Source organism: Nocardioides pollutisoli, assembly GCF_040045055.1.
Taxonomy (GTDB): Bacteria; Actinomycetota; Actinomycetes; order Propionibacteriales; family Nocardioidaceae; genus Nocardioides; species Nocardioides tweenelious.
Genome location: NZ_JBDZDU010000002.1, coordinates 211,151 through 229,612 on the forward strand (window position 1 = coordinate 211,151; position 18,462 = coordinate 229,612).

The 18,462-nt window shown below is 69.7% G+C and carries 16 protein-coding genes; 13 read left to right on the forward strand and 3 right to left on the reverse strand.

What is annotated here, in order from left to right:
• Window positions 1-8: 8 nt before the first annotated feature.
• Window positions 9-1,247: a cysteine--1-D-myo-inosityl 2-amino-2-deoxy-alpha-D-glucopyranoside ligase gene (gene mshC, locus ABLE68_RS19095; RefSeq protein ID WP_348873513.1), complete on the forward strand. Its 1,239-nt coding sequence runs from the start codon at window positions 9-11 to the stop codon at window positions 1,245-1,247.
• 89 nt (window positions 1,248-1,336) lie between these two features.
• Here mshC and ABLE68_RS19100 read toward each other — a convergent pair whose 3' ends face one another.
• Window positions 1,337-2,185 (reverse strand): PAC2 family protein, encoded by an 849-nt coding sequence (locus ABLE68_RS19100; RefSeq protein WP_348873514.1) that lies wholly within the window; start codon window positions 2,183-2,185, stop codon window positions 1,337-1,339.
• Between the two features lie 133 nt (window positions 2,186-2,318).
• Between ABLE68_RS19100 and metH the strand changes: the two genes are divergently transcribed.
• From metH to ABLE68_RS19125, 5 genes are all read left to right on the forward strand, one after another.
• Window positions 2,319-6,041 (forward strand): methionine synthase, encoded by a 3,723-nt coding sequence (gene metH / locus ABLE68_RS19105; RefSeq protein ID WP_348873515.1) that lies wholly within the window; start codon window positions 2,319-2,321, stop codon window positions 6,039-6,041.
• Complete coding sequence (locus ABLE68_RS19110; protein ID WP_348873516.1) at window positions 6,034-6,693, forward strand: HAD family hydrolase; 660 nt, start codon at window positions 6,034-6,036, stop codon at window positions 6,691-6,693. The genes metH and ABLE68_RS19110 overlap by 8 nt, the downstream gene beginning before the upstream one ends.
• Window positions 6,694-6,792: 99 nt before the next feature.
• Window positions 6,793-7,215, forward strand: a complete 423-nt coding sequence (locus ABLE68_RS19115) for a hypothetical protein (protein ID WP_348873517.1) — start codon at window positions 6,793-6,795, stop codon at window positions 7,213-7,215.
• A 51-nt stretch (window positions 7,216-7,266) separates the two neighbouring features.
• Window positions 7,267-8,571: a sensor histidine kinase gene (locus ABLE68_RS19120; protein WP_348873518.1), complete on the forward strand. Its 1,305-nt coding sequence runs from the start codon at window positions 7,267-7,269 to the stop codon at window positions 8,569-8,571.
• Window positions 8,568-9,194, forward strand: a complete 627-nt coding sequence (locus tag ABLE68_RS19125) for a response regulator (protein WP_348873519.1) — start codon at window positions 8,568-8,570, stop codon at window positions 9,192-9,194. The genes ABLE68_RS19120 and ABLE68_RS19125 overlap by 4 nt, the downstream gene beginning before the upstream one ends.
• A gap of 92 nt (window positions 9,195-9,286) precedes the next feature.
• Here the strand turns inward: ABLE68_RS19125 and ABLE68_RS19130 are convergent, their stop codons facing one another.
• Window positions 9,287-10,165 carry a RecB family exonuclease gene (locus ABLE68_RS19130; protein WP_348873520.1) on the reverse strand — a complete coding sequence of 293 codons (879 nt, stop codon included), beginning with the start codon at window positions 10,163-10,165 and terminating at the stop codon, window positions 9,287-9,289.
• 97 nt (window positions 10,166-10,262) lie between these two features.
• Between ABLE68_RS19130 and ABLE68_RS19135 the strand changes: the two genes are divergently transcribed.
• From ABLE68_RS19135 to arc, 3 genes are all read left to right on the forward strand, one after another.
• Window positions 10,263-11,399 carry a site-2 protease family protein gene (locus tag ABLE68_RS19135; RefSeq protein ID WP_348873521.1) on the forward strand — a complete coding sequence of 379 codons (1,137 nt, stop codon included), beginning with the start codon at window positions 10,263-10,265 and terminating at the stop codon, window positions 11,397-11,399.
• Between the two features lie 109 nt (window positions 11,400-11,508).
• The gene (locus tag ABLE68_RS19140) at window positions 11,509-12,417 is read left to right on the forward strand and encodes a tRNA (adenine-N1)-methyltransferase (RefSeq protein WP_348874384.1); all 909 of its coding nucleotides are present in this window, start codon (window positions 11,509-11,511) and stop codon (window positions 12,415-12,417) included.
• A 186-nt stretch (window positions 12,418-12,603) separates the two neighbouring features.
• Window positions 12,604-14,358 (forward strand): proteasome ATPase, encoded by a 1,755-nt coding sequence (gene arc / locus ABLE68_RS19145; RefSeq protein WP_348873522.1) that lies wholly within the window; start codon window positions 12,604-12,606, stop codon window positions 14,356-14,358.
• A gap of 90 nt (window positions 14,359-14,448) precedes the next feature.
• Here the strand turns inward: arc and ABLE68_RS19150 are convergent, their stop codons facing one another.
• Window positions 14,449-14,919, reverse strand: coding sequence for an aminoacyl-tRNA deacylase (locus ABLE68_RS19150; protein ID WP_348873523.1), 471 nt, complete (start codon window positions 14,917-14,919; stop codon window positions 14,449-14,451).
• A gap of 44 nt (window positions 14,920-14,963) precedes the next feature.
• Between ABLE68_RS19150 and dop the strand changes: the two genes are divergently transcribed.
• The 4 genes from dop to prcA are packed head-to-tail and all read left to right on the forward strand — an operon-like array spanning window position 14,964 to window position 18,354.
• A complete protein-coding gene (dop, locus tag ABLE68_RS19155) occupies window positions 14,964-16,472 on the forward strand; it encodes a depupylase/deamidase Dop (RefSeq protein ID WP_348873524.1) in 1,509 nt (502 codons plus the stop codon).
• Window positions 16,473-16,489: 17 nt separating this feature from the next.
• A complete protein-coding gene (locus tag ABLE68_RS19160) occupies window positions 16,490-16,687 on the forward strand; it encodes a ubiquitin-like protein Pup (RefSeq protein WP_348873525.1) in 198 nt (65 codons plus the stop codon).
• Between the two features lie 3 nt (window positions 16,688-16,690).
• Window positions 16,691-17,533 (forward strand): proteasome subunit beta, encoded by an 843-nt coding sequence (gene prcB, locus ABLE68_RS19165; RefSeq protein WP_348873526.1) that lies wholly within the window; start codon window positions 16,691-16,693, stop codon window positions 17,531-17,533.
• A complete protein-coding gene (prcA, locus tag ABLE68_RS19170; RefSeq protein WP_348873527.1) occupies window positions 17,530-18,354 on the forward strand; it encodes a proteasome subunit alpha in 825 nt (274 codons plus the stop codon). The genes prcB and prcA overlap by 4 nt, the downstream gene beginning before the upstream one ends.
• Window positions 18,355-18,462 lie beyond the last annotated feature (108 nt).

An 18,462-nucleotide genomic window follows, 5' to 3' on the forward strand; every position in this document is an offset into this window, starting at 1 on the left:
CTTTCCGCATGCGAGCCTGGCCGTCCCCCGAGATCCCCACCCTGCCCGTCGCGGGTCCGCCGGTCGCCCTCCACGACACCCCCTCCGGCGCGGCCGTCACGACGGCCCCGGAAGGCCCGGCGCGGATGTACGTCTGCGGCATCACGCCGTACGACGCCACGCACCTGGGTCACGCGAACACCTACGTCGCCTTCGACCTGCTCAACCGGGCCTGGCGCAACGCCGGCCACGACGTGACCTACGTGCAGAACGTCACCGACGTCGACGACCCGCTGCTCGAGCGGGCCGCGAAGGTCCACGTCGACTGGGTCGAGCTGGCGGAGCGCGAGACCGAGCTGTTTCGCCAGGACATGACCGCGCTGCGCGTGCTGCCGCCGGCGCACTACATCGGCGCGGTCGAGTCGATCCCGCTCGTGATCGAGCTGATCCAGCGACTGGACGCGGCCGGCTCGATCTACCGGGTCGAGGACGACCTCTACTTCTCGGTGACCGCCGACCCGGCCTTCGGCGCCGAGTCCGGCATGAGCCGCGAGACGATGCTCGAGATCTTCCCCGAGCGCGGCGGCGACCCGGACCGTGCCGGCAAGAAGGACCCCCTCGACTGCGTCGTCTGGCGCGGGGAGCGCGAGGGCGAGCCGTCGTGGCCGAGCCCGTGGGGCCCCGGACGTCCGGGGTGGCACGTCGAGTGCACCGCGATCGCCCAGGAGCACCTCGGCGGCGCCTTCGACGTCCAGGGCGGTGGCAGCGACCTGGTGTTCCCGCACCACGAGATGTGCGCGGGCCACGCCCAGGTGGCGGTCCCCGGTGTGCCGTTCGCGAAGGTCTACAGCCACGGCGGCATGGTCGGCTACGACGGCGAGAAGATGTCGAAGTCGCGGGGCAACCTGGTCTTCGTGTCCGCGCTGCGCAACAGCGACGTCGACCCGATGGCGATCCGGCTGGCGCTGATGCGCCACCACTACCGCGCCGACTGGGAGTGGGTCGACGGCGAGCTGTGGACCGCCGTCGACGACCTGGGCCGCTGGCGTCAGGCCGTCTCGCTCGGTGCCGGTGCCCCCGCGGCGCCGGTGGTCGAGGAGATCCTCGCGGCCCTGGCCGACGACCTCGACGCCCCGCGTGCCACGGCCGCCGTCGACCGCTGGGTGGCCGCCACGCTCGGCACCGACGGCGTCGCCGACACGACCGACCCCCACGCCGCCATCCAGATGCTCGCGGTCCTCGACGCCGCCCTGGGGCTCGCGCTCTGACCCTCCCGGCTCTGCGGTTTGGTCACAAACCTCAAGCCTGGAGCGCTCCCACCTGCGGTTTGTGACCAAACCACATGCCGGGGCAGCCGTCAGTCGTCGTCCTGGCGTCGCTTGAGGTAACGCTCGAACTCACGGGCGATGGCCTCACCGGAGGCCTCGGGCAGGTCGGTGGTGTCGCGGGTCTCCTCGAGGGCCCGCACGTAGTCGGCGACGTCCTCGTCCTCCTCGGCCAGCTCGTCGACACCGCGCTCCCACGCCCGGGCGTCCTCGGGCAGGTCACCGAGCGGGATGCTCACCTGCAGCAGGTCCTCGAGCTGCCCGACCAGGGCCAGCGTCGCCTTGGGGCACGGCGGCTGCGCGACGTAGTGCGGTACGGCGGCCCAGTACGACACCGCCGGCATGTCGAGCTGCACGCAGGCGTCCTGGAAGACGCCGACGATGCCGGTCGGGCCCTCGTACGTCGACTGCTCGAGCTTCAGCCGGTCGACCAGCTCGAGCTCGGTGGCGGTGCCGGTGACCGGGATCGGGCGCGTGTGCGGCGTGTCAGCCAGCAGCGCGCCGAGGGTGACGACGAGCTCGCCGCCGAGCTCGTCGCAGGCCGCGAGCAGCTCGGCGCAGAACTGGCGCCAGCGCATGTTCGGCTCGATCCCGCGGATCAGGATGATGTCGCGGTCGAGGTCCGGGGGAGAGGCGATCGCGATCTGGGTGCTCGGCCAGGTCAGCTTCCGGTGCCCGAGCGAGTCGGACCCGACGATCGGGCGGTTGACCTGGAAGTCGTAGAAGTCCTCCGGGTCGACGGCTCCGACGACGCGCGCCCCCCACACGTCGATCAGGTGGTCCACGGCCGACGACGCGGCGTCGGCGGCGTCGTTCCAGCCTTCGAACGCGGCGATGACCACCGGGTTCACCAGGTCGGTCACGCCCTCCAGCTCGATCACACCATCAGCCTAGTCCGCCCGTGGATTTCTGCTGCCGCCACGCCCGATGTCACGATCTGGGAATCAGGTCCAGCCCGTGGACGCTCTTCCTACGCTTGACCCCTGGTCGCGCCGCGACCCGAGAGGAGTCCCGTTGTCCGACCTGCGACCCGATGCCACCGAGGAGCTCACCCGCGCCCTCGAGACTCGGATCATGGTGCTGGACGGCGCGATGGGTACGGCGATCCAGCGCGACCGGCCCGACGAGGCCGGCTACCGCGGCGAGCGGTTCGCCGACTGGCCCAGCGACCTCCAGGGCAACAACGACCTGCTCACGATCACGCAGCCCGAGATCATCGCCGGCATCCACCGCGAGTACCTCGAGGCCGGCGCCGACATCATCGAGACCAACACGTTCAACGCCAACTCCGTCTCGCTCGCCGACTACGGCCTCGAGGAGCTCTCCTACGAGCTCAACCTCGAGTCGGCCCGCCTGGCTCGACGCGAGGCCGACGCCGCGGCGACGCCCGACAAGCCGCGGTACGTCGCCGGCGCCCTCGGGCCGACGACCCGCACCGCCTCGATCTCTCCCGACGTCAACGACCCCGGCGCGCGCAACGTGTCCTACGACCAGCTCGTCGCGGCGTACCTCGACGCCGCCCGCGGGCTCGTCGACGGCGGCGCCGACCTGCTGATGATCGAGACGATCTTCGACACGCTCAACGCGAAGGCCGCGATCTTCGCGGTCGAGACGCTCTTCGAGGAGCACGGTCGTCGGTGGCCGGTCATCATCTCCGGCACGATCACCGATGCCTCCGGTCGCACGCTGTCCGGCCAGGTGACCGAGGCGTTCTGGGACTCGGTCCGCCACGTCCGTCCGCTCGCGGTGGGCCTCAACTGCGCCCTCGGCGCGAAGGAGATGCGCCCGTACATCGCCGAGATGTCGCGTCTGGCCGACTCGTTCGTGTCCTGCTACCCGAACGCCGGCCTGCCCAACGCGTTCGGCGAGTACGACGAGGCGCCCGAGGAGACCTCGGCGATCCTCGCCGAGTTCGCCGACAGCGGGTTCGTCAACCTCGTCGGAGGCTGCTGCGGCACCACCCCGGCCCACATCGCGGCGATCGCCCAGGCGGTCGAGTCGAAGCAGCGCCGTACGCCCGTCGAGGTGGCGCCCGGCATGCACCTCTCCGGACTCGAGCCGTTCACGATCAACGACGACAGCCTCTTCGTCAACGTGGGCGAGCGCACCAACATCACGGGGTCGGCGAAGTTCCGCAACCTGATCAAGGCCGGCGACTACGACACGGGCCTCACCATCGCCGCGCAGCAGGTCGAGAACGGCGCGCAGGTCATCGACATCAACATGGACGAGGGCATGATCGACGGCGTCGCGGCCATGGACCGCTTCACCAAGCTGATCGCCAGCGAGCCCGACATCAGCCGCGTTCCGCTCATGATCGACTCCTCCAAGTGGGAGGTGATCGAGGCCGGTCTGAAGAACGTCCAGGGCAAGGCCATCGTCAACTCGATCTCCATGAAGGAGGGCGAGGACAAGTTCCTCGAGCAGGCACGCCTGGTGCGCAAGTACGGCGCCGCCGCGGTCGTGATGGCCTTCGACGAGGACGGCCAGGCCGACAACCTCGAGCGCCGCAAGGCGATCTGCGAGCGCGCCTACCGCCTGCTCGTCGACGAGGTCGGCTTCCCGCCCGAGGACATCATCTTCGACCCCAACGTCTTCGCGGTCGCGACCGGCATCGAGGAGCACGCGTCGTACGGCCTGGACTTCATCGAGGCCACCCGCTGGATCAAGCAGAACCTGCCCGGCGCCAAGGTCAGCGGCGGCATCTCCAACGTCAGCTTCTCGTTCCGGGGCAACAACCCCGTCCGCGAGGCGATCCACGCGGTGTTCCTCTTCCACGCCATCGAGGCCGGCCTCGACATGGGCATCGTCAACGCCGGCGCCCTGATCCCCTACTCCGAGGTCGAGCCCGAGCTGCGAGAGCGGATCGAGGACGTCGTCCTCAACCGGCGCCCCGACGCCGCCGAGCGGCTGCTCGAGATCGCCGAGGAGCACAACAAGCAGGGCGAGGTCGTCGAGGCGACCGCGGCCGAGTGGCGCAGCCTCCCGGTCGGGGAGCGGATCACCCACGCGCTCGTGAAGGGCATCGACGCGTACGCCGAGAGCGACACCGAGGAGCTCCGCCTGGAGATCGCCGAGCGTGGCAGGCGACCGATCGAGGTCATCGAGGGACCGCTGATGGACGGCATGAACGTCGTCGGCGACCTCTTCGGCGCCGGCAAGATGTTCCTCCCACAGGTCGTGAAGTCCGCGCGCGTGATGAAGAAGGCCGTCGCCTACCTCATCCCGTTCATCGAGCAGGAGAAGCTCGACAACCCGGAGTACGCCACCGCCAAGGACACCAACGGCACGATCGTGATGGCGACCGTCAAGGGCGACGTCCACGACATCGGCAAGAACATCGTCGGCGTCGTCCTGCAGTGCAACAACTTCGAGGTGATCGACCTCGGCGTGATGGTCCCCGCGCAGAAGATCCTCGACACCGCCAAGGAGATCGGCGCGGACGCGATCGGCCTCTCCGGCCTGATCACGCCGTCGCTCGACGAGATGGTCAACCTCGCCTCCGAGATGCAGCGCCAGGGCTTCGAGATCCCGCTGCTGATCGGCGGGGCGACCACGTCGCGCGCCCACACGGCCGTCAAGGTCGACGGCAAGTACGACGGCCCCGTCGTGTGGGTCAAGGACGCCTCGCGCTCGGTGCCGACGCTGGCAGCGCTGCTGAGCGACGCGCAGCGACCCAAGCTGATGGCCGACGTGAAGGCCGACTACGACTCGTTGCGCGAGCGGCACGCCGCCAAGCACGACCGGCCGATGCTGAGCGTCGAGAAGGCGCGCGCCAACCGCACCCCGGTCGACTGGGCCGGCTACGAGCCGCCGGCGCCGAACGCGCCGGGCACCCATGTCCTGACCGACTACGACCTCGCCGAGCTGCGCGACTACATCGACTGGCAGCCGTTCTTCAACGCCTGGGAGATGAAGGGCAAGTTCCCCGACATCCTCAACAGCCCGACCACGGGCGAGACCGCGAAGGCGCTGTACGACGACGCCCAGACGATGCTCGACAGGTTGATCGCGGAGAAGTGGCTGACCGCCAACGCGGTGTTCGGCTTCTTCCCCGCCAACGCGGTCGGCGACGACATCGAGGTCTACACCGACGACTCCCGCTCCGAGGTCCTCGCCACGCTCCACAACCTGCGCCAGCAGGGCGAGCACCGCGACGGCGTACCCAACCGCTCGCTCGGCGACTTCGTCGCGCCCCGCGACACCGGGCTCGCCGACCACGTGGGCGCCTTCGCTGTCACGGCGGGCCTCGGCGGCCAGGACCGGATCGCGGCCTTCAAGGAGGCGAACGACGACTACTCGGCGATCCTCCTCGAGTCGCTGGCCGACCGCCTGGCGGAAGCCTTCGCCGAGCGCCTGCACCAGCGGGTGCGGACCGAGTTCTGGGGCCACGTGCCCGACGAGCAGCTCGCCAACGAGGACCTGATCGCCGAGAAGTACACCGGCATCCGACCCGCTCCTGGCTACCCGGCCTGTCCCGAGCACACCGAGAAGCTCACCCTGTGGGAGCTGCTCGACGTGCAGGCGACGACCGGCATCGAGCTCACGGAGAGCATGGCGATGTGGCCGGGCGCCGCTGTCTCGGGCTGGTACTTCTCGCACCCCGAGGCGCAGTACTTCGTCGTCGGCCGCCTGGGTCGCGACCAGGTGAGCGACTACGCCGAGCGCAAGGGCTGGACGCTCCAGGAGGCCGAGCGGTGGCTGTCGCCCAACCTCGGCTACGACCCCGATGACTGAGACACGCCCCGCTGCCGTTCTTTGGGACATGGATGGCACGTTGGTCGACACGGAGCCGTACTGGATCGAGACCGAGTTCGCCCTCGCCGAGCAGTACGGCGGCACCTGGAGCCACGCCGACGCGATGCACCTGGTGGGGAGCGACCTGCTCGACTCCGCTGCGTACATCCGCGATCGCATGGGCATCGACCTGGAGCCCGAGGAGATCGTCGAGCGCCTGCTCGACGGCGTGGTCGCCCGGGTGCAGCACGAGGTGCCGTGGCGTCCCGGCGCCCGCGAGCTCCTCGCTGCGCTGGTCGCCGACGGCATGCGCTGCGCGCTGGTGACGATGTCGTACGAGCGGTTCGTCGCGCCGATCCTCGCCCAGCTGCCTCCCGAGACCTTCCGGGTCATCGTCACCGGCGACCAGGTGGAGTTCGGGAAGCCGCACCCCGAGCCCTACCTCACGGCCGCCGCGGCCCTCGGCGTACGCCCCGAGGACTGCCTGGCGATCGAGGACTCGAACACCGGAGCCAAGTCGGCCGAGACCGCCGGCTGCCTGGTCCTGGTCGTCGAGAACCACGTCCCCGTCCTCGCCAGCGAGCGCCGGGTCTTCGTGGACACCCTCGAGGGGCTCGACCTGGGCCAGATCTGGGCCGACCAGAGGTCCTAGTACCACCGGGCAATGGTGGACTGCACCGTCGCGGCCCCAGGATGAGGACATCTCGGGGGGAGCAGTTCCACCTGGAAGAGTCAGGTAGTAAGAGGTCACATGTTCGTCCGACGCGGTCCCGCCATCGTGCTCAGCCTGGTGCTGGGTGCAGCGGCCCTCTTTGTCGTGCCCAGCGCGGCGTGGAGTGATGGCGGGAACGCATCGGACGTCCAGACCGCCCGGGACGGGTGTGACACCGGTACGACGAGCCGAGCGAAGCTCAAGGTCGCGCCCGTCGACGGCAACAACCTGCGTCTCGCGATCACCGGCACGGTGTGGAGCGAAGACAGCGATGCCTGGGACTGGAAGCTCAAGCACAACGGTGAGCTGGCCTTCGACGGCCGCGCCCGTGGCAACGAGGACAGCGACCTCAGCTTCCGCGTCAACCGCACCATGTTCGACGGGTACGGCGAGGACGACATCGTCTTCCGCGCCCAGAACGCGCGGACCGGCGAGGTCTGCCGCGCCTCCCTCTCGTACTAGCCCCGATGTGAAGGACCTATCCTGAGCGGGCCCCGTCGAAAGGTGACCCGCTTGCGTGTCCTTCGCAACCCGGTCGCGCTCTTCTTGCTGATCGGGACCCTCACGGTCGTCGCGATCTTCCTCGGGACCAACAGACTCGCCGACCGCGCAGCTCGCCAGGAGGCGATCGCCGAGGCCCAGGGCACCACCGAGGTGCTGGCCCGCTCGATCGTGGAGCCCGATGTCCCGAAGGGCCTGGTCGACGTCACCAGGCGCAGGATCGCCAAGGCGGACCTGATGGACCAGACGGTCGGTGAGCGACTCCTCGACGTCGACACCGTCCGCCGCGTCAACATCTGGACCGCGGAGGGGCGCATCGTCTACTCGAGCGAGGGCACCCCGTTGAACGGCCGGAAGTTCCCGCTCCCGACCGACGAGCTCGAAGTGCTCAACAACGGCGGCCACGGCGGCGGCATCGCCGACCCGCAGCGGCCCGAGAACAAGGACATCGAGACCTCGACGGGCGACGGCGGGCTGGTGCTGACGTACACCCAGATCGAGTCTCCGGAGGGGCAGCCCCTGCTCCTCGAGGCCTACTACACGCTCGACGAGATCGAGAGCCGCAGCAACGAGATCTTCTCTGCGTTCCGGTGGATCACGCTCGGGCCCCTGGTCCTGCTGATCCTGGTCGCGACCGCGATCCTCGCCGGACTGACCCGACAGCTGCGCAGTGCGGCTGCCGAACGGGAGCGGCTGCTGCGCTCCGCGATGGACGCCTCCGACGCCGAGCGTCGTCGGATCGCCCGGGACCTGCACGACGGCGTCGTACAAGACCTCGCCGGCTCGGCGTTCGCGATCAGCGCCGTGGCGCGCAACCCGGCCACGGACGAGGACGCCCGGCAGACGCTCGACAGCGCCGGGTCCTCGCTGCGCACGAGCCTCACCTCGCTCCGCTCGTTGCTCGCGGAGATCCACCCGCCCGACCTGCACGCCGACGGCCTGTCCGCCGCGCTGGCGGACCTGATCGCACCGGCCGCGACGGCAGGTATCCAGGCGTCGGTGAGCGTGGAAGGTGTCGAGGGGGCGTCCAACGAGCGGGCGGCTCTGGTGTGGCGGGTCGCCCAGGAGGCGGTGCGCAACGCCATCCGGCACTCGTCCGCCTCCACCCTGGCCGTCACCGTGCGTGTCGCCGGTCCGCAGCTGGTGCTCGAGGTCGTGGACGACGGTGTCGGCTTCGATCCGAAGACCGTTCGCGACGCCGACCGCTACGGTCTTCGAGGGCTGCGAAGCCTGGTCACCGACAACGGTGGCCATCTCGACGTGCGTTCGTCACCCGGCGAAGGCACCACGGTCCGGATGGAGGTGGACGCCCGATGAGTGAAGTCAAGATCCGCGTCGTCCTCGTTGACGACCACGCGGTGATCCGCGGCGGCCTGCAGCAGCTGCTGGGCGGGACCTCCGACATCGAGGTCGTCGGCACGGCGGCCAACGGCCGGGAAGCGCTCGAGGTGGTCCGACGGATCCGCCCCGACGTGGTGCTCATGGACCTGCAGATGCCCGAGGTCGACGGTGTCGTCGCGACCCGGATGATCATGTCCGAGAACCTCGGCGTGGACGTCCTGGTCCTCACGTCGTTCTCCGACAGCGAGCGGATCCTCGCCGCACTCGACGCCGGCGCGGTCGGCTACCTGCTGAAGGACGCCGACCCGGACGACGTGCTCCAGGGCATCCGCGCGGTCAGCCGGGGCGAGTCTCCACTGCACCCCAAGGCGGCCCGGGCTCTCCTCGGCACCCGCGCCGGCTCGACCCAGGTGCAGCTGACGAGCCGGGAGACCGAGGTGCTCGGGCTGGTCCGCGAGGGGCTGGCGAACAAGCAGATCGCTCGGCGCCTCGACATCAGCGAGCGCACCGTCAAGGCCCACCTGACGTCCGCCTTCGCCCGGATCGGGGTCTCCGACCGCACCCAGGCCGCCCTCTGGGCCGAGCGCAACGGGCTCTGACCTGCCGGGCCGCGGTTTGCGGTTTGGTCACAAACCGCATTCCTGGAGCGCTCCCACTTGCGGTTTGTGACCAAACCACATGTGCCCGGCAATCAGTCAGCCGTGTCCACGGCAGCCGGGTCTTCCTTGACCGGCAGCGGCGGGGGAGTGCCGCCCCATGCGGGGCACACGGCCTGGTGCGCGCACCACGAGCAGAGCCGGCCGGGGCTGGGACGCCAGTCACCCGACTCCTCCGCAAGCCGGATCGCGTGCCAGATCGCCTCGACCTTGCGCTCGGTCGCGAGCAGGTCCTGCTCGTCCGGGACGTAGCGGAGCATCTCGCCACTGCCCAGGTAGACCAGCTGGAGCATCGCCGGCAGGACGCCGCGCGTACGCCAGATGACCAGCGCGTAGAACTTCATCTGGAAGAGGGCCTTGGCCTCGAACATCTCGTCGGGCGCCTTGCCCGTCTTGTAGTCGACCACCCGGATCGCTCCGTCGGGGGCGACGTCGATGCGGTCGACGAAGCCGCGCAGCAGCAGCCGTGAGTCGAGCAGCGTCTCGACGTACAGCTCACGCTCCGCCGGCTCGAGCCGGCGCGGGTCCTCGAGCGTGAAGTAGCGCTCGAGGACGCTGCGGCACGACGCCAACCAGGCGCCGGCTTCGGGACCGTCCTCGCCGAACATCTCGAGCAGCTCGGGCGACTGCTCGACCAGCGCCTCCCAGGCGGGTTCGAGCATCTGCTCGGCCTGCTCGGGGGTACGACGCTCTGCCGGCAGGTCGAACAGGTCCTCGAGCACCTTGTGGACCACGGTGCCGCGAACGGCGTCGGGCGAGAAGGGCTCGGGCAGGTGGTCGATCGTGCGGAACCGGTAGAGCAGCGGGCAGCTCATGAAGTCGCCCGCACGGCTCGGTGACAGAGCCCCGAGCACCTCGATGCCGTCGACCGGCGTGGAGATCCGTGTCGCCGGCGACTCCTGCTCCACACTCACGACGCCACCCTAGGCGAGCCCACCGACCAGCCCGACGACCCTGCTGCCCATCCGGCCTCCGCGTCGTACCCGCTGCCTCGTCGGATAGCCTCCAAGAGTGCCCGACACACCCTCCCGGCCCCGTCCGCCGGGCACCTTCAAGGTCGGCACCGTCGCGGGCAGCGACGTCCTCGTCTCGTCGTCGTGGTTCCTCGTCGCAGGTCTGATCGCGATCATCATGGCTCCGGTCGTCGAGGTCGCGCAGCCCGGCCTGGGGATCTGGAAGTACGTCGCGGGCGTGGCCTTCGCGGTGATCCTCTACCTGTCGGTCCTCCTCCACGAGGCCTCGCACGCGATCGTGGCGCGGCGCTACGGTTTTCCGGTCTCGTCGATCACGTTGCACTTCCTGGGCGGGATGACGGCGATCGACGGCGAGGCGCGTCGTCCGCGCCAGGAGTTCTGGATCGCGGTCGTCGGGCCGCTCACCTCGCTGGCCGTCGGCCTGGTCGGCCTCGGTCTGCACCAGGTCACACCGGACGGCCTGCTCCTGATCGCCGTGAACGGACTGGCGGGGGCGAACCTGCTGGTCGGACTGCTCAACCTGGTGCCCGGACTGCCGCTCGACGGTGGCCGGGTGCTCAAGTCGCTGGTCTGGAAGATCACCGGCAGCGTGCACCGCGGCACGATCGTCGCCGGGTGGGGCGGCCGCCTGACCGCGATCGCAGCGCTGGGCTGGCCCCTCCTGCAGGAGCGGATCTTCGGCACCCAGGCCGAACCCCTGGACTTCGTGCTCGCGGTCGTGATCGCCGGCTTCCTCTGGCAAGGCGCCACGGCAGCGATGTCCTCAGCCCGCCTCCGGAGTCGCCTGCCGCACCTGGTCGCCCGCGAGCTCGTCCGCAGCACCCTCGTCGTACCCAGTGACCTGCCGCTCTCCGAGGCCGTACGACGGGCCCACGACGCGCTCGCCAGCAGCGTGGTGACGGTGACCAGCAGCGGCGTACCCGTCGGGATCGTCAGCGAGGCCGCCCTCGCCGCGACGCCCGAGGATCGCCGGCCCTGGGTCCCGGTCTCGACGGTCGCGCGCACCATCGAGGACGGGCTGCGCCTTCCCGCCGCCATCGGCGGCGAGGACCTGGTGACGGCGATCACCCGGATGCCCGCGTCGGAGTACCTCCTGGTCGAGCCGGACGGCTCGATCCTCGGCGTGCTGGCGACCGCCGACGTCGATAGGGCGTTCCGCGAGAGCGCGCACTAATCTCTCCGGGGTGTCCGAGACCCCCGATGCTCCCGAAGTCCCCATCGCCTCACCCGTCGCCTCGCACTCCGAGCAGGCGCCGGACGTGCCCCTCGAGGCCTGGTCGGGCGTGCACCGCGGACCTCTCCGCGTCGGAGAGTGGATCCGGCTGGTCGACCAGAAGGGCCGCCGCCACAACTTCGAGCTCGTCGCGGGCAAGCGCTTCTTCTCCAACCGCGGACACATCGAGCACGACGAGCTGATCGGCCGCGAAGAGGGCTTCACCGTCGCCTCGTCCGCCGGCGGGGAGTACCTCTGCTTCCGGCCACTGCTCTCGGAGTTCGTCGTCTCGATGCCGCGCGGTGCCGCGGTGGTCTACCCCAAGGACGCCGCGCAGATCGTCGCGCTCGCCGATATCTTCCCCGGTGCGCACGTGGTCGAGGCCGGGGTCGGTTCCGGCGCGCTGACCTGCTCGCTGCTGCGGGCCGTCGGCCCGTACGGTCGCGTGACGTCGTACGAACGGCGCGAGGAGTTCGCCGACGTCGCCCGCAAGAACGTGAACCAGTTCTTCGGCGCACCCGAGGGAGAGACGCACCCCGCGTGGCAGCTCAGGCTGGGCGACCTCGCCGAGGCGCTCCCGGCCTCCGGTGAACGCGCCGACCGGATCATCCTCGACATGCTCGCGCCCTGGGAGTGCCTCGACGCCGCGGGCGACGCCCTGCGCCCGGGCGGCATCGTCTGCGCGTACGTCGCGACCACGACCCAGCTGTCGCGGTTCGTCGAGACCGTCCGCGTGCACGGCGGCTTCACCGATCCTCAGGCGTGGGAGTCGCTCGTGCGGGACTGGCACGTCGAGGGCCTCGCCGTACGCCCCGGTCACAAGATGATCGGCCACACCGCTTTCCTGGTGACCGCGCGTCGCATGGCTCCGGGTGAGCGGCCGCCGCTCAAGCGCCGGCGACCTGCTCCCGGCGCCTACGGACCCGACTACACCGGCCCGCGACCCGCCGACATCCCCACCGAGGAGCTCGCGGACTGATCCACCCGGCCGCGTGCTCGCGGAGCATGTGGTTTGGTCACAAACCGCAGAGATTCGGGCCTCGGGCGTGCGGTTTGGTCACAAACCACATGGTCGGTCGCGTCCAAATCGTGACCAACACCGCGAAATGTGCTCTTCCCTCGACGATGCTCGCGGGTAGGGTCGATCGCACAGGAGGTGGCGCTGATGTCGACATCCGAAGGCGTTTCCAGCACGGGGGGCCGCTCCCCGGACGAGCTCGCGGACCAGGTCCGGCTCCTCGAGGCCGAGATCTCCGACCTGCGCCACCGGCTTGCGGACGGCCCGTCTCCATCGCGCGGCCTGGAGCTGCGCCTCGCGGACGCCCAGCGTTCGCTGGCCGGGCTCACCTCCCAGAACGAGCGGCTCGCCCAGACGCTGCGCGAGGCCCGCGACCAGATCATGAAGCTCAAGGAGGAGGTCGACCGACTGGCGCAGCCGCCGGCCGGGTTCGGCACCTTCCTCGCCCGCAACGACGACGACTCGGTCGATGTCTTTACCGGCGGACGCAAGCTGCGCGTCAACGCGTCGCCCAGCATCGATCTCGACTCGCTGCAGCGTGGCCAGGAGGTCATGCTCAACGAGGCGTTGAACGTCGTCGCCGCGTTCGACTTCGAGAAGGTCGGCGAGGTCGTGATGTTCAAGGAGCTGCTGGCCGACGGCGATCGTGTCCTGGTCATCGCGAACGCCGATGAGGAGCGCGTCGTGCGCCTCGCCGAGCCGCTGCGCACCGAGAAGATCCGTGCGGGTGACTCGCTCCTGCTCGACGCGCGTTCCGGCTACGTCTACGAGAAGGTCCCGAAGTCGGAGGTCGAGGAGCTCGTCCTCGAAGAGGTCCCCGACATCGACTACAGCGACATCGGCGGTCTGTTCAGCCAGATCGAGACGATCCGCGACGCGGTCGAGCTGCCCTACCTGCACCCCGAGCTCTTCGTCGAGCACCAGCTCAAGCCCCCGAAGGGCGTGCTGCTCTACGGACCTCCCGGCTGTGGCAAGACCCTGATCGCCAAGGCGGTCGCCAACTCACTGGCCAAGAAGGTCGCCGCCAAGACCGGCCAGGAGGGGAAGTCCTACTTCCTCAACATCAAGGGGCCCGAGCTCCTCAACAAGTACGTCGGCGAGACCGAGCGTCACATCCGCCTGGTCTTCCAGCGGGCGCGTGAGAAGGCCAGCGAAGGTACGCCGGTCATCGTGTTCTTCGACGAGATGGACTCGCTCTTCCGCACCCGTGGCTCGGGCGTCTCTTCGGACGTCGAGAACACCATCGTCCCGCAGCTGCTCAGCGAGATCGACGGCGTCGAGCTGCTGGAGAACGTGCTGGTCATCGGTGCGTCCAACCGCGAGGACATGATCGATCCGGCCATCCTGCGACCCGGCCGCCTCGACGTGAAGATCAAGATCGAGCGGCCGGACGCCGAGTCCGCTCGCGACATCTTCAGCAAGTACCTGACCTCGTCCCTGCCGCTCCACGCCGAGGACCTCGGTGAGTTCGGTGGCGACCGCGAGGCCTGTGTCGCAGGCATGATCCGGGCGACGGTCGAGCGGATGTACACCGAGACCGAGGAGAACCGCTTCCTCGAGGTCACGTACGCCAACGGCGACAAGGAGGTCCTCTACTTCAAGGACTTCAACTCGGGCGCGATGATCCAGAACATCGTCGACCGGGCCAAGAAGATGGCGATCAAGGACCTCCTCGACCACGACCAGAAGGGTCTGCGGGTCTCGCACCTGCTGCAGGCGTGCGTGGATGAGTTCAAGGAGAACGAGGACCTCCCCAACACCACGAACCCCGACGACTGGGCCCGCATCTCCGGCAAGAAGGGCGAGCGGATCGTCTTCATCCGCACGCTCATCACCGGCAAGCAGGGCACCGAGCCGGGCCGGTCGATCGACACCGTCTCCAACACCGGCCAGTACCTCTGACGGCCGTCCGCGAGCTCGCCGGCGTGCGGTTTGGTCACCAACCGCACGTTGGTCACGCTCCCACCTGCGGTTGGTGACCAAACCGCAGGGCTAGCCGGACAGGTCCGTCACGTCCGCAACGGTGGCACCGAGAGCACCGAGCAGCTCTCCGGCGTCGACCGTGAGCGCGACGCCGGGTGCACCCGCGCCGATGCTGATCTCACCCTGGATCGACGCGTCGGCGATCACCGGCAGGGGAGAGGCGCTGCCGAGCGGCGTGATCGTGCCGCGGACGTAGCCGGTCACGTCGTACGCCGCCTCCGCGCTCGGCATCGACACCCGGTTGACACCCAGCAGCGCGCGCAGCTTGGGCCACGCGATCTCCCGGTCACCCGGGACGAGCACGAACCGGTGGTCGCCCTCGCTCACCCGCACCACCATCGTCTTGACGATCTGGCGCGGCTCGACCCCGCGCGCTGCGGCCGCTTCGGCGAGCGAACCCACCGCGCCGTGACGGGTGACGGTGTGCGCGACGCCGAGCGCAACCGCCGCGGTGATCGCCCGGTCGGCCGTGTCGCTCATGGTCACGAACCTACTGGCCCACCCTGCTCGCGTACGCTCGGAGCATGAGTGTTCGCCGGGTCATGGGGGCCGAGGTGGAGTACGGCATCGCGGTGCAGGGACAGCCCCTCGCGAACCCGATGGTCGCCTCCTCCCAGGTCGTCAACGCCTACGCGTCGGCGACCGTCCGCGCGCGGCGCGCGCGGTGGGATTTCGAGGAGGAGTCCCCGCTGCGGGACGCCCGCGGCTTCGACATGTCGCGCCAGGTCGCCGACCCCACGCAGCTCACCGACGAGGACATGGGGCTGGCCAACGTCATCCTCACCAACGGTGCGCGCCTATACGTCGACCACGCCCACCCGGAGTACTCCACCCCCGAGGTGACCACGCCGCTCGACATCGTCCGCTGGGACAAGGCGGGCGAGCTGGTGATGCTCGACGCGGCCAAGCGTGCGGCCCAGCTCCCCAACGGCCCCACGATCGCGCTCTACAAGAACAACACCGACAACAAGGGTGCGTCGTACGGCGCCCACGAGAACTACCTGATGCGCCGGTCCACGCCGTTCGCCGACATCGTCCGCCACCTCACGCCGTTCTTCGTGAGCCGCCAGGTGATCACCGGCGCCGGCCGGGTCGGCATCGGCCAGGACGGTCGCGAGCACGGGTTCCAGATCAGCCAGCGCGCCGACTTCTTCGAGGTCGAGGTCGGGCTCGAGACCACGCTGAAGCGGCCGATCATCAACACCCGCGACGAGCCGCACGCCGACCCGGAGAAGTACCGCCGGCTCCACGTGATCATCGGCGACGCCAACCTCGCTGAGATCTCGACGTACCTCAAGGTCGGCACCACCTCGCTGGTGCTCGCGATGATCGAGGACAGGTTCATCACCGCCGACCTGACCGTCGAGGGCCCGGTCGCCGGCCTGCGGGCGATCTCCCACGACGCGACGCTGCGCCACCAGGTCACGCTCACCGACGGACGTCAGCTCACGGCGATCCAGCTGCAGCTCGAGTACCTCGACCTCGCGAAGAAGTACGTCGAGGACCGGTACGGCGCCGACGCGGACGAGCAGACGGTCGACGTGCTCCGGCGCTGGGAGTCGGTCCTCGACCGGCTCGAGCGCGACCCGATGCTCTGCGCGAGCGAGCTCGACTGGGTCGCCAAGCTCCAGCTGCTCGAGCAGTACCGCCAGCGCGACGGCCTCGACTGGGACGACGCCAAGCTCCAGCTCATCGACCTGCAGTACTCCGACATCCGTCCCGAGAAGGGGCTCTACCACCGACTCGTCGCCGGCGGCCGGATCCAGCGCCTGCTCGACGACCACGCGGTCGAGGCCGCGATGCACGACCCGCCCGAGGACACCCGGGCCTACTTCCGCGGCCGGTGCCTCGAGAAGTACGCCGAGCACGTCGCCGCCGCCTCGTGGGACTCCGTGATCTTCGACCTGCCCGGTCGCGAGTCGCTGCAGCGCGTCCCGACCATCGACCCGCTCCGCGGGAGCAAGGCCCACGTCGGTGAGCTGCTCGACCGCAGTGAGACAGCAGAGGCTTTGTTCACCGCTCTCACCCGATGACTGGATAGGGTCGGGACATGGCACAGGAGCAGAAGCAGCCGCGGAAGTCCTCTGAGACCGAGGAGTCGGTCGAGACCGCCCCCGAGACGGATGTCGCCGAGCGCAAGGAAGCTCTCGACAACGACGTGGACGACCTCCTCGACGAGATCGACGACGTGCTCGAGACCAACGCCGAGGACTTCGTGAAGTCCTTCATCCAGAAGGGCGGCGAGTAGGCCTTGGCCGACCCGCGCCTCCCGGCCGCGTTCCTGCAGCCGGGTTCCTCGTCCTTCAGCGACTTCCTCGCCGAGCAGGCACCCGACCTGCTGCCCGGGCGTCGCGCCGTACCTCAGGGTCACGCAGGCGACCTCGCCCCGCACGGCACCACGATCGTCGCTGCGACCTTCGAGGGCGGCGTCGTCATGGCCGGTGACCGCCGGGCGACGATGGGCAACATCATCGCCCAGCGCGACATCGAGAAGGTCTTCCCTGCCGACGAGTTCTCCGTGGTCGGGATCGCCGGTTCGGCGGGTTTGGCGATCGAGATGGTCCGCCTGTTCCAGACCGAGCTCGAGCACTACGAGAAGATCGAGGGCACGACGCTGTCGATGGACGGCAAGGCGAACCGTCTCGCGACCCTGATCCGCTCCAACCTCGCCATGGCGATGCAGGGGCTGGCCGTCGTACCCCTGTTCGCCGGCTACGACCTCGCCACCGATCACGGCCGGATCTTCAGCTACGACGTGACCGGGGGGCGCTACGAGGAGACGGCCTTCCACTCGGTCGGCTCCGGATCGCTCTTCGCGCGCGGCTCGCTCAAGAAGCTCTACCGCGACGACCTCGACGAGACCGGGTGCGTCACCGCTGTGATCCAGGCGCTGTACGACGCCGCCGACGACGACTCCGCGACTGGCGGACCCGACCTGACCCGCCGGATCTTCCCGGTGGTCCAGGTGATCACGGCCGACGGTGGCCGACGGATCCCCGACTCCGCGGTCGCTGCGATCGCCGACGAGGTGATCGCCGGGCGGATGACGCGTCCCGACGGACCGTCGGCGCCGCTGACGGGAGGTGCGCGATGAGCATGCCGTTCTACGTCTCGCCCGAGCAGCTGATGAAGGACCGGGCCGACTTCGCCCGCAAGGGCATCGCCCGGGGCCGGTCCGTGGTGGCGGTGCAGTACGGCGACGGCGTGCTCTTCGTCTCCGAGAACCCGTCCCAGGCGCTGCACAAGGTGTCCGAGATCTACGACCGGATCGCCTTCGCCGCGGTCGGCCGGTACAACGAGTTCGAGAACCTCCGGATCGCCGGCGTACGCCTCGCGGACATGCGCGGCTACGCCTACGACCGGCGCGACGTCACCGGTCGTGGGCTCGCGAACGCCTACGCCCAGACGCTCGGGACGATCTTCTCGAGCGGCGGGGAGAAGCCCTACGAGGTCGAGATCTTCGTCGCCGAGATCGGTGACGAGGCTGCCGACGACCAGCTCTACCGGCTGACGTACGACGGCCAGGTCGCCGACGAGCACGGCTTCGCCGTCATGGGCGGTGCTGCCGACGTGGTGGCGTCGTACCTCAAGGAGCGGTACGTCGACGGTTCCAGCCTCGCCGACGCACTCGGTCTCGCCGTGGCCGCCCTCGGCCACTCCGCGAACGAGAAGGGCGATGCCGCGGACCGGATCATCCCCACCGGCGACCTCGAGGTCGCGATCCTCGACCGCACCCGCACCCGGCCGCGCAAGTTCGTGCGTCTCCGCCCCGCCCGTCTCCACGAGCTGCTCGGCGACCGCGGTCCGGCCGAGCACGCCCCCGAGCCCGGTGTCGAGCCTGGTGCCGAGCCTGGTGCCGACGTCGACTCGGCCGACGACACCGACCCACCGCCGCTCGCCCCGCCGATCGCCTGACGCGTCGGCGTGGACCTGCGGTTTGGTCACAAACCGCAGGTCGCGGCGGCCGTGCTGTGCGGTTGGTGACCAAACCGCAGCCTCAGACAGGTGGGGGCCGCGGCCATC